The sequence below is a fragment of the Nonomuraea zeae genome, from assembly GCF_005889725.1.
GTDB lineage: Bacteria > Actinomycetota > Actinomycetes > Streptosporangiales > Streptosporangiaceae > Nonomuraea > Nonomuraea zeae.
Genome location: NZ_VCKX01000366.1, coordinates 1 through 11,054 on the forward strand (window position 1 = coordinate 1; position 11,054 = coordinate 11,054).

Sequence of the window (11,054 nt, forward strand, 5' to 3'; positions counted from 1 at the left end):
GGCCCGGCGCGCGAGCTGGTGCTGGGCGCGGTGGAGGAGGTGCTGGTGCTGGCCGCCGCCGCGGCGCGCCCGGACGGCCCCGACGACGGGGACCAGCGCGTACGCCGCGCCACCGCGATCATCGCCGCCGAGCCCGGCGCCCCCCACTCGGTGGCCTCGCTCGCGCGCGCGGTCGCGCTCTCGCCCTCCCGCTTCGCCCACCTGTTCGCCGAGGAGACCGGCCAGACCCCCATGCAGGCCGTCCGGCAGGCGCGGGTACGCCACGCCGCGAGCCTGCTGGAGGTGACCGACCTGGACGTCGGCCAGGTGGCGGCGGCCTCGGGCTTCGTCAGCCCGTTCCACTTCAGCCGCGCCTTCAAGAAGGAGTACGGCCTGCCGCCCCGCGACTACCGGGCCCGCCTGCGACCCGGGTGACGGCCGTCCTGGCGGTCCGCGGCGCGGCACGGAGACGAAACTTCACCAGGTCTTCAGCGCGATGTCCCCCGGTGAACTCCCTCCGCAACGCGCCGTGGACCAGGCTGGCGGCGAAGCGACGCCACTGAGTGAGGACCCCCATGATCACCCGGCGGGCACTTTTCGCCGGAGGTGCCGGCCTGGGCCTGTCAGCCGCGCTGGGAGCCACTCCCGTGCGCGCGGCGGCCCGGCGCGCCCCTCTGTCCGACCCCTTCCAGCTCGGCGTCGCCTCGGGCGAGCCCGCGCATGACGGCGTGGTGCTCTGGACGCGGCTCGCCATGGACCCGATCGCACTCGACGGCTTCGGCGGGATGCCGGACCGCCCGGTCCCGGTCCAGTGGCAGCTCGCGAAGGACGAGAACTTCCGGCACGTCGTCCGCCGGGGCACCGAGGTGGCCCGGCGCGACGCGGCCCACAGCGTGCACGTGGAGCTCGACGGGCTCGACCCGGGCGCGGAGTACTTCTACCGCTTCAGGGCCGAAGGCGAGCTCAGCCCCGCCGGACGCACCCTCACCGCCCCCGCCCCGGGCACCCGGGGCAGGCCGCTGAACCTGTCGTTCACCTCCTGCGCCGACTACCAGAGCGGCTGGTTCACCCCCTACCGCAGGATGGCCGAGGACCAGCCCGACCTGATCGCCTTCCTCGGCGACTACATCTACGAGTACGGCGACTACCGCCATCCCGTCCGCGACCAGGCCGGCGGCGAGTGCCTGGACCTGGCCGGATACCGCGTGCGGCACGCCCAGCACAAGGCCGATCCCGACTCCCGGCTCGCGCACGCCGTCGCCCCCTGGGTCGTGGTGTGGGACGACCACGACATCGAGAACGCCTGGGCCGGCGACGTGCCGGGCCGGCCCGGCACGCCCTTCCTCCGGCGCCGGGCCGCGGCGTTCCAGGCGTACTGGGAGAACATGCCGCTGCGCCGCGCCCAGCGGCCGGACGGAGCCGCGGCGAGGCTCCACCGGAGCATCCGGTGGGGCGAGGTCGCCAACCTGCACCTCCTCGACACCCGCCAGTACCGCGACCCGTACGCCTGCACCGGCAGGAACGGCACGGTCGGCGCGGGCTGCCTGGAGCGCTTCGAGCCCGGCAGGACGATCCTGGGCCGCGACCAGGAGGCGTGGCTGGACGACCGGCTCAGGCGCTCGCGCGCCACCTGGGACCTGCTCGGCCAGCAGGTCTTCTTCATGCAGATGGACTGGGCCGGCGGCCCGGGTGAGGGCTACTCCAACGAGGGCTGGGACGGCTACGTCGCCTCGCGCGACCGGCTGACCGCCGCCGTCGGCGCATACGAGCGCAACGCCGTCGTGCTCACCGGCGACGTGCACTCGCACTGGGCCGGCGAGGTCAGGCGCGACCACCGGGACCCCGGGTCCGAGCCCGTCGCCGTCGAGCTGGTCACCTCGTCGGTGACGAGCGCGGGCGACGGCCTGGACGAGTACCCCGACACCCGGGCCCTCCTGGCGGAGAACCCGCACGTGAAGTTCTTCAACGGCCGCCGCGGCTACGTGCGGGCCAGGCTCACCCAGCGGGAGATGCGGGCCGAGTTCCGCTCGCTGTCCCGCGTCTCCGCGCCCGGCGCGCCCGCGTACACCTCGGGCTCCTTCGTCATCGAGCCGGGCCGGCCCGCGCTCAACCCCGCCTGACCGGGCCTCACCGCGCTCCCGCTAGACCTCGACGTGGCCGCCGCTGCGCCAGTAGACGTTGCCCTCCCGCGACAGCAGGTCCTCGTCCACCAGATAGCGGCGCAGCGCGGCGTAGTCGTCGTGGAAGGCCCGCAGCGCCACGTTCACGTCCTTCTCCGCGTAGCGCACGCCGGGCTCGAAGACCAGCGCGATGTAGCGCAGCACGATCAGCCGCTTGTCGCGCCGCATCGTCATGGTCGTCAGCCTCCCGTCCACCAGGAACGTGCGCAGCACCCGCTCTTCGGGGGACAGGCTCTCGGCGGGCTCGGCGCTGGCCCGCAGCAGGTCGCGGAAGCGCTCGGGCGTGGCCCGCCAGGCGCCGTTCTCGTCGCACGCCGCCAGACCGCCGCTGGCCAGTTTCTGCAGCGCTTTGGGGGACAGATCGCCGGTGCCGCCCAGCACCAGGGAGGCGAAGGTCTTCAACGTGTCGTCCTGGTAGAGCAGCCCGAGGACGCGCCTGATCTCTTCGTCATTCACCCCTACCATTTTGTCCCATGATCACTGCATTGTTGCTCGCGGCCGCGGTCGCCGTCCCGAACAACTTCCTCCTGTACGAGAAGGCCGCCGCGAAGAAGGACGACAACCCGGAGTCGAGTTGGTCGGCCAGCAGCAAGAAGACGGCTCCCCTCGTCGTCAACCCGTGCCAGAAGACGAGGCTCGGCCAGAGCGGCCGGACCTCGGCCAGGACGCTCATCCACACGGCGGTGCCGGACTACGCCAAGTCCGAGCAGGTGATCCTCTACTCCTCGGCGGCGGCCGCGGGCAAGGCCATGCGCGACCTGGAGGCCGCGGCGCGCGCCTGCGGCACCAAAAACTACCGGTACGCGGTCGCACCGGCGGCCGGGCTCGGCGACAGGGCGCTGAGGTTCACCGGGCAGGCCTACCAGGGCGGCAAACCGGCCGTCGGCGGGGATCGGGGCATCGTGGCCCGCCGCGCGAACGCCCTGATCCTCTACACCGTGTCCGGCGAATGGGGCCGGCCGGCCAGGGCCGACTTCAAACAGCAGACGAAGGACGCCACCAAGATGCTGGCCAAGATCTGCACCATCGCGAATTGCTGATTTCAGGAAATGTCTCGATCTTGGGACATGGTTATGACATCACCCCTACCTTCCACGACGGAAACTGAATCGACAGGCGTGTGCCGGGACGCCCTTGCCAGTCCGTTCCGGCACACGGCTTGTCGTTTCAGCGGGACCGCAAGCGGAGGCCGCGAGCGGAGGGGCAGCGAGCTGAGGTCGCGGGCCGAGACCGCGAGCCCAGACCGCGAGCCCAGACCGCTAATCCGGACCCGAGCCCGGATCGCCGGATCAGAGCCGGTTGAGGCCGATCACGTGCAGGACCGCGCGGCCCTCCTCGTCGGACGCGGTCAGGTCCACCTGGGCGTCGATGCCCCAGTCACCGTCGCCGGCCGGATCCTTGATCGTCTGCCGCACCTTCCACAGCCCGCTCTCCTCCTCGATCCGCAGCAGCGCGGGCCCGCGGGCGTCGGCGTCGGTGAAGATCTCCTCGTGCTCGTCGTAGTAGGCGTCCAGCGCCGCACCCCAGTCGACGTCGGGGGCGAGCTCCTGCAGCTCGTCCTCCTTCTCGATGGCGCACAGCTCGACCAGCCGGAACATCGCGTTGCGCACCAGCACGCGGAAGGCCCGCGTGTTGGCGGTGACGGGCCGGACCTTGGTCTCCAGCTGCTGGTGCTGCTCCAGCGCGGCCTCGGGGTTGGTCAGCTTTTCCCACTCGTCGATCAGCGACGAGTCGACCTGCCGGACGAGCTCTCCGAGCCACTCGATCAGGTCGACCAGGTCCTCGGTCTTGAGATGCTCGGGGATCGTGCGTGACAGCGTGCGGTAGGCGTCGGCGAGATAGCGCAGCACCGTGCCCTCGGACCTGGCCAGCTCGTAGAACTGGATGTACTCGCCGAACGTCATGGCCCGCTCGAACATGTCGCGCACCACGGACTTCGGGCTGACGGTGTAGTCGCCCACCCACGGATGGCCGCGCCGATAGGTCTCGTAGGCCCCGAGCAGCAGGTCGTCCAGCGGCATCGGATACATGACCTCGGAGAGCTGCTCCATCCGCTCTTCGTATTCGATGCCGTCGGCCTTCATCTGCGCGACCGCCTCGCCCCTGGCCTTCTTGAGCTGGGCCGACAGGATCTGGCGCGGGTCGTCGAGGATGGACTCGACGATGGAGACCAGGTCAAGAGCGTAGGAGGGCGACTCGCGGTCGAGCAGGTCGAAGGCGGCCAGCGCGAACGTGGACAGGGCCTGGTTGAGTGCGAAGTCCTCCTGCAGCTCGATCGTCAGCCTGGCCCGCCTGCCCTGCTCGTCGGGCTCGGTGAACTGCTCGACGATGCCGCCGGCCAGCAGCGAGCGGTAGATGGCGATGGCCTGGCTGATGTGCCGGCGCTGCCACTTGCGGTCTTCGTGGTTGTCGGTCAGCAGGTGCTTCATCGCCTGGAAGCAGTCGCCCGGGCGGTTGATGACGGCGAGCAGCATGGCGTTGCTGACCTTGAAGCGGGAGTTGAGCGGCTCGGGCTCGGCCTCCTGGAGCTTGTGGAAGGTCTCCTCGCTCCAGCCCACGAACCCCTCCGGCGGCTTCTTGCGCGCGTAGCCGCGCCGCCGCTTGGGGTCGTCGCCGATCTTGGCCAGGGCCTTGGCGTTCTCGATGTCGTGCTCGGGGGCCTGGCAGGCGACGTAGCCGATCGTGTCGAACCCGGCCCGGCCGGCCCGCCCGGCGATCTGGTGGAACTCGCGGGCGCGCAGCCGGCGCACCTTGTTGCCGTCGTATTTGGACAGCGCGGTGAACAGCACCGTCCTGATCGGCACGTTGACGCCGACGCCGAGGGTGTCGGTGCCGCAGATGACCTTCAGCAGGCCGGCCTGGGCCAGCCGCTCGACCAGCCGGCGGTATTTCGGCAGCATCCCGGCGTGGTGGACGCCGATGCCGTGGCGGACCAGCCTGGACAGGGCCCGGCCGAAGCGCGTCGTGAAGCGGAAGCCACCGATCATGGTGGCGATGGCCTCTTTCTCGGCCTTCGTCGCCATGTTGATGGACATCAGGGCCTGCGCCCGCTCCATCGCGGAGGCCTGGGTGAAGTGGACGACGTAGACCGGCGCCTGCCCGGTGCTGAGCATCTCCTCCAGCGTCTCGTGCAGCGGGGTCATCCGGTAGGAGTAGATCAGCGGCACCGGGCGCTCGGCGTGCTTGACGACGGCCGTGGGCCGCCCGGTGCGCCTGGTCAGGTCGCGCTCGAACATCGACACGTCGCCGAGCGTGGCCGACATCAGGATGAACTGGACGTTGGGCAGCTCCAGCAGCGGCACCTGCCATGCCCACCCGCGGTCGGGCTCGGCGTAGAAGTGGAACTCGTCCATCACGACCTGGCCGATGTCGGCCGCCGCGCCGTCGCGCAGCGCCACGTTGGCCAGGATCTCGGCGGTGCAGCAGATGATGGGCGCGCCGGGGTTGACGCTGGCGTCGCCGGTCATCATGCCGACGTTCTCGGTGCCGAAGACGGCGCACAGGTCGAAGAACTTCTCCGACACCAGCGCCTTGATCGGCGCGGTGTAGAACGTGCGCAGGTCGCGGGTCAGCGCGGCGAAGTGCGCGCCCGCGGCGACCAGCGACTTGCCCGAGCCCGTCGGCGTGGCCAGGATGAGGTTGCTGCCGGAGACGACCTCGATGAGGGCCTCCTCCTGGGCGGGATAGAGCGTGAGCCCCCGCTCGGCGTTCCAGGCGACGAACGCGTCGAAGATGGCGTCGGGATCGGCGTCGATCTCTTCGGGCAGGCGGTCAACGAGAAGGCTCACGGTGTCTATCCTGCCGAAGTTTGCCGTGTGGTCGAACCGCCCGGGCCCACTCGGGTCAAACTGGAGCTCCTACCGGAGGGTCAGCCGGTGGAGCACGGTGCCGATCCGGCACCTGTGCTCGAAGCCCACAGCCTCACACCCGTGACCGCGGCGCCGTCACCAGGAGCCCGCCGAGCAGGGCGAGCACGGCCAGGAACGGCCCGCCGCCGGGCGCGAAGCCGCCGACGGTCAGCGTCAGCACCCCGGCGCCGACCAGCCCGGCCGCGGCCAGCGTGGTTCCCCAGCCACCGTTGCCGTACGGCAGCGCGGGCGGCGTCTCGAACCGGGCGAACCCCTTCAGCAGCGGCCACATGACCAGGCACAGCAGCCCGAACCAGACCGGCCACCCGGCGAGCCAGAACACGCTGCCCGGCCTGGGCGTGTCGATCCCCAGCAGGACCACCACGACGCCGGTGACCACGAACAGGGCCGGCATGTGCCACAGGTACACCGTCATGATCCGCGGTCCCGCCCAGTCCAGCAGCCGGCCGGTGGGCAGCCGCAGGAGCCACGGCCGCAGCAGCGTGGCCAGGCCGATCTGCCCGGCCGCCACGGCCAGCATGGCGAGCGTGGGCGGGGCCATGTTCGAGACCTCGGCGCCCGGCAGGCCGATCATGCTGCCCGGGTAGGGCCCGAACGCCACCAGCAGCGCCGCCGCCCCGAACCCGCCGGCCGTCAGCGCCAACCGGCCGGCGAGCCCGCGCAGCCGGCCCTCGGCGTAGAAGAAGCCCAGCTGGTGCACGGCCAGCCACACGAAGACGATGTTCAGGTAGCCGAGGGCCTCGAAGCCGGTCGTGAAGCGCGCCACGTCCGTCAGCACGGCCCCGGCCGCCAGCGCCGCGGGGACGCGCAGGCCGTACCTCTCGTGCAGGCGCAGCGCGTACGGGGTGACCGTGACGGCGATCAGGTACACGGCCAGGAACCACAGCAGCTGCCCGGTCAGCTTCGCGCCCACCTCCAGCGGCTGGGCGGGCACGCCCAGCGTGAGCAGCACGTGGGGGAGCGGGATCCACACGGCGGCCAGCGGCAGCAGCGGCCAGGCCAGCCGGCGCAGCCGCACCGCCACCCACTGCGTCGGGGGCTGGACCGACCGGCCGAAGCCGATGGCGTTCGCCGCGCCGCCGGCGAAGAACACCAGCGGCATCACCTGGCTGATCCAGGTCACCAGCCACACGCCCGGGGTGGACAACGCGTTGCCCGTGGTCAGCCGGACCCCGTCATAGGCCAGCACGGGGATCGTCCAGTGCTGGAGCACGACGAGCGCCATGCCCGCCACCCGCAGCAGGTCGATGAACGGGTCCCGGGCCGCCGTGCGCGTGCCCGCCGCGCGGCGGGGCCGTACCGCCGGGGCGACGGGGCGATCCAGCAAGACGGTCATGGGGAGCCTCTATTCACCGGGGAGCAGATGGCTCAAGGCTCTCCTCCAGGGCGTTCCGGCACATTGCCGGAAGCCGCCCTCTTGGGGTCAATCTCGCACCACCCCCCTTGGTAGGGCTGGCCCTACCCCCGGACACCGGCACACCTGCTCGTCGCGTCCTGGCCCAGGCCCTACCGTGAAGGACATGCGTTCCCTGATGAGGCGTGTCCTCCTTGACACCCGCTACACGCTGGTCGGCTTCCCGACGGCCGTCATCGGCTTCGTGATCATGATCACGGGCTTCGCCGCCGGCCTGGGCACCGCGGTCGTGTGGGTCGGCCTGCCGCTGCTGACCGGCACGCTGATGGTCGCGCGGGGTTTCGCCGACGCGGAGCGGGGCTGGCTGTCCGACGTGCTCAAGCGGCCGCCCGTACGCCCGCGCTACAAGCCCGCCCCGGCGGGGGCCGGCCGGATCCGCAGGCTCGTCAACCCCATGACGAGCGGCCAGTCCTGGCTCGACCTGCTGCACGGCATCCTGGTCTTCCCGTTCGCGGTGCTGTCGTTCGTGCTCACCGTCGTGTTCTGGGCGCTGCCCGTCGCCGGGCTGACCTACCCGCTGTACGGCCTGGTCACCTCCCGCATCCCCGGCAACGTGGAACTGCCCGAGCTGCTCGGGTTCGGCGACGGCTACTTCACCAACGCGATCTTCTACGTCACGGTGGGCGTGGTGTTCGCGTTGCTGCTGCCGTTCGCGACCCGCGGCGCGGCGCTGATCAGGGCCGGGTTCGGCAGGGCGCTGCTGACCGGCGTGGCCGAGCTGCAGGAGCGCATCGACGACCTGGCCGAGGGCCGGGCCGCGGCGGTCTCCGCCGAGGCCAACGCGCTGCGCAAGCTGGAGCGCGACATCCACGACGGCCCGCAGCAGCGGCTGGTCTCGCTGGCCATGGAGCTGTCCAGGGCGCAGCGCCAGCTGAGCAAGGACCCCGAGGCGGCGCAGGCCACGATCAAGTCGGCCATCTCGGCCACCCGCGAGACCCTCGACGAGCTGCGCGCGCTCTCGCGCGGCATCGCCCCGCCCATCCTGTCCGACCGGGGCCTGGCGCCCGCGCTGGCCGCCCTGGCCGGGCGCTGCACCGTGCCCGTGGACCTGGACGTCCAGACCGTCGAGCGCTACCAGGCCGCGACCGAGAACGCGATCTACTTCGTCTGCGCCGAGACCCTCACGAACGTGGCCAAGCACAGCCGCGCCACCGTCTGCACCGTCCAGCTTGTCCGCATCGGTGACATTCTCATGCTCACGATCGGGGATGATGGGGTCGGCGGCGCACACGTCGCCAAGGGACACGGCCTGTCCGGCCTGGCCGATCGGCTCCGCGCCGTTGACGGGGAGCTGACCGTGCAGTCGCCGGACGGCGGGCCGACAGTGATCGTGGCGGAGGTGCCGTGCGGGTAGTCGTGGCCGATGATGCGGTTCTGATCAGGGAGGGCCTGGTCAGGCTGCTGGAGGAGTTCGGCTGCGAGGTGGTCGCCACCGTCGGGGACGGTGACGCCCTCGTCGAGGCGATCGCCGAGCACAAGCCCGACGTGTCGGTGGTCGACGTGCGCATGCCGCCGTCGTTCACCGACGAGGGGCTGAGGGCGGCGGTCGAGGCCCGGCGCCGGGTGCCGGGGGCGCCAGTGCTGATCCTGTCGCAGTACGTCGAGGTCTCCTACGCCGACGACCTGCTGGCCGACGCCCGAGGGGCGGTGGGCTACCTGCTGAAGGACCGGGTCGTGGACGTCGACGAGTTCATGGAGGGCCTGCGCCGGGTGGCCGCGGGCGGGACCGTCTTCGACCCGCAGGTGGTGTCCCAGTTGATGGTACGCAGGCGCAGGGACGATCCGCTGGCCCAGCTGACGCCCCGGGAGCGCGAGGTGCTCGGGCTGATGGCCGAGGGCAAGTCCAACCCGGCCATCGGACGGCAGCTCGTGATCAGTGACGGGGCCGTGGAGAAGCACATCAGGAGCATCTTCAACAAGCTCGGGCTCTACGCGGAGGACAGTGACCAGCATCGCCGGGTGCTCGCCGTCCTGACCTACCTGCGTTCATGAGAGCGTCCATGGGAGCGTTCGTGCCGGCTCTGTGCTCCTGACCCCTCAGCCGGCCCGCCGGTGAGCGGGGGCGGCGCCGCTCTCCGGTCCCTCCTGGCCTTGTGAGGGGTCGCTGGCCGGTCCGCGCGGCGTTGCGCGCGGACCTGGCCGCTCGGGGGTTAGCCGAGCGCGTCGACCAGCTTCTTGCGCTGCTGGGCGCCCAGGCCGCCGAGGCGGCGCTTCTCGTCGACGCCCGCCTCCTCCATCAGCGCGGTGGCCTTGGCCGGACCGACGCCCTTGACGGCGCGCAGCGCCTGGGACACCTTGATCTTCTTCGCGATGTCGTCGTCGCGCTCGAGCAGCTGAGCGAACGTCAGCTCACCGGCCTTGACCTTGCCCAGCAGAGCCGTGCGCGCGGCACGGGCCTCGGCTGCCTTGGCCAGAGCCGCCTGACGCTGCTCGGGGGTGAGAGTGGGAAGTGCCATCTCAGTTCTCTCCTCGGGGAGTTTTACGTTCGGGTTCTGTTACCCGTGGTGCAGTGGCTAATCATGGCGGATACCAGCGGTTCGTGTTGCAGAAAGCGCCCGCTCAACGTGTTCGCCACACCAATGCGGCCGCTTCGGCGCACGCCACGTCCTGTGCGAGCGTGCCTCCGCTGACGCCTACGCCGCCGACCACGCGTTCTCCCTCACCGTAGTCCGACCAGAGCGGAACGCCACCTCCGAGCAGGGTGAACCGGCCCCCGGCCAGGCCGTGGAGCTCCCCGCCCGGAGCGGTCCGCCCGGCCAGCTCGGCGGTGGATCCGCGCAGGGCCACCGAGGTCCACGCCTTGCCCTGCGCGAGCACCGGCCCCGCGATGTCCGCACCCTCCATACGCTGGAAAGACATGAGATTGCCGCCCTCGTCCACGACCGCGACGGAGACCGCCGCGCCCTCGCGCATCGCCTGCCGCACGGCCGCTTCCGTCATGCGGAGCGCGAGTTCGAGATTCACGCGTCTCTTCCCCCGGGTGATGATTCTTGCGCCCATTGGACCCTTCCATCCGTACAGGGCCGCGGCGGGCCCGGCAAGATCGACTGGGGGCCTCGGAAGGCGGGTGGCTTATAGCGGCTTATCGCCCGTAAGGGTGGAATGCGTCACATTTCGCGATTCGGGCGTGTCGCCGCCCTGGTCAGGGTGGTTTTCGCGCCATCGGCCGAGGCCCTCCGGCGTGAGGAAGGCGTCGAAGACCGACTCCATGGCGCCGAGGAGCGAGCCGCGCCAGCCGAGGGCCGACACCTCGATCCTGGGCGGGTGGTCGCGCCGGATCGCCATCAGGCCGGGCTCGCAGGCCGCCAGGAGGGTCTGTCCGGCCCGTTCGTACAGCTCCGCGCCGTGGCCCGACAGGACGACCACCTCGGGGTCGTGCGCGTTCACCAGGGCCGCGATGCCGCGCCCCAGAGCGCTCGCGTTGGCCGCGACCGCCTCCTGGCTGGTGGTGAGGACCAGCTCGGCCTGCTCGCGGCCCCTGCCGCCGCCGTAGGCCAGGCCGACGTGGCGCAGCAGGGCGTTCGCGCCGACGTCCATGCCCCAGCAGCCGGTGGCCCCGCACGGGCAGGGCCGGTCGCCGCCACTGAGCGGCATGTGGCCGAACTCGGCGCC

At 71.4% G+C, this 11,054-nt stretch carries 11 protein-coding genes; 5 read left to right on the forward strand and 6 right to left on the reverse strand.

Going from position 1 to position 11,054, the window contains the following annotated elements; translation table 11 throughout:
• On the forward strand, positions 1-414 hold a 414-nt coding region (locus ETD85_RS54790; protein WP_138697781.1), incomplete at its 5' end, for a helix-turn-helix domain-containing protein.
• A 140-nt stretch (positions 415-554) separates the two neighbouring features.
• Positions 555-2,099 (forward strand): alkaline phosphatase D family protein, encoded by a 1,545-nt coding sequence (locus tag ETD85_RS54795; RefSeq protein WP_138697782.1) that lies wholly within the window; start codon positions 555-557, stop codon positions 2,097-2,099.
• A gap of 21 nt (positions 2,100-2,120) precedes the next feature.
• Here the strand turns inward: ETD85_RS54795 and ETD85_RS54800 are convergent, their stop codons facing one another.
• Positions 2,121-2,624 carry a DUF2087 domain-containing protein gene (locus tag ETD85_RS54800; protein ID WP_379507576.1) on the reverse strand — a complete coding sequence of 168 codons (504 nt, stop codon included), beginning with the start codon at positions 2,622-2,624 and terminating at the stop codon, positions 2,121-2,123.
• Between the two features lie 8 nt (positions 2,625-2,632).
• Here ETD85_RS54800 and ETD85_RS54805 point away from each other — a divergent pair, with 8 nt between their 5' ends.
• Complete coding sequence (locus ETD85_RS54805) at positions 2,633-3,199, forward strand: hypothetical protein (protein ID WP_138697784.1); 567 nt, start codon at positions 2,633-2,635, stop codon at positions 3,197-3,199.
• A gap of 249 nt (positions 3,200-3,448) precedes the next feature.
• Here the strand turns inward: ETD85_RS54805 and ETD85_RS54810 are convergent, their stop codons facing one another.
• Together ETD85_RS54810 and ETD85_RS54815 are read right to left on the reverse strand one after the other, a co-directional pair.
• Positions 3,449-5,956 carry a DEAD/DEAH box helicase gene (locus ETD85_RS54810; protein WP_138697785.1) on the reverse strand — a complete coding sequence of 836 codons (2,508 nt, stop codon included), beginning with the start codon at positions 5,954-5,956 and terminating at the stop codon, positions 3,449-3,451.
• Between the two features lie 124 nt (positions 5,957-6,080).
• Positions 6,081-7,364: an acyltransferase family protein gene (locus ETD85_RS54815; RefSeq protein ID WP_138697786.1), complete on the reverse strand. Its 1,284-nt coding sequence runs from the start codon at positions 7,362-7,364 to the stop codon at positions 6,081-6,083.
• A 184-nt stretch (positions 7,365-7,548) separates the two neighbouring features.
• On the opposite strand from ETD85_RS54815, the gene ETD85_RS54820 reads away from it, so the two are divergent.
• On the forward strand, positions 7,549-8,796 hold the full coding sequence (locus ETD85_RS54820) for a sensor histidine kinase (protein ID WP_138697787.1): 1,248 nt from the start codon (positions 7,549-7,551) through the stop codon (positions 8,794-8,796).
• Positions 8,787-9,434: a response regulator transcription factor gene (locus tag ETD85_RS54825; protein ID WP_138697788.1), complete on the forward strand. Its 648-nt coding sequence runs from the start codon at positions 8,787-8,789 to the stop codon at positions 9,432-9,434. Before ETD85_RS54820 ends, ETD85_RS54825 begins: the two co-directional genes overlap by 10 nt.
• Before the next feature lie 158 nt (positions 9,435-9,592).
• Here ETD85_RS54825 and mihF read toward each other — a convergent pair whose 3' ends face one another.
• The 3 genes from mihF to ETD85_RS54840 form a co-directional block, all read right to left on the reverse strand.
• A complete protein-coding gene (mihF, locus tag ETD85_RS54830) occupies positions 9,593-9,898 on the reverse strand; it encodes an integration host factor, actinobacterial type (RefSeq protein ID WP_138697789.1) in 306 nt (101 codons plus the stop codon).
• A 103-nt stretch (positions 9,899-10,001) separates the two neighbouring features.
• Positions 10,002-10,406, reverse strand: a complete 405-nt coding sequence (locus ETD85_RS54835; protein WP_138697790.1) for a GlcG/HbpS family heme-binding protein — start codon at positions 10,404-10,406, stop codon at positions 10,002-10,004.
• Between the two features lie 108 nt (positions 10,407-10,514).
• On the reverse strand, positions 10,515-11,054 hold a 540-nt coding region (locus tag ETD85_RS54840; protein ID WP_138697791.1), incomplete at its 5' end, for an ROK family protein.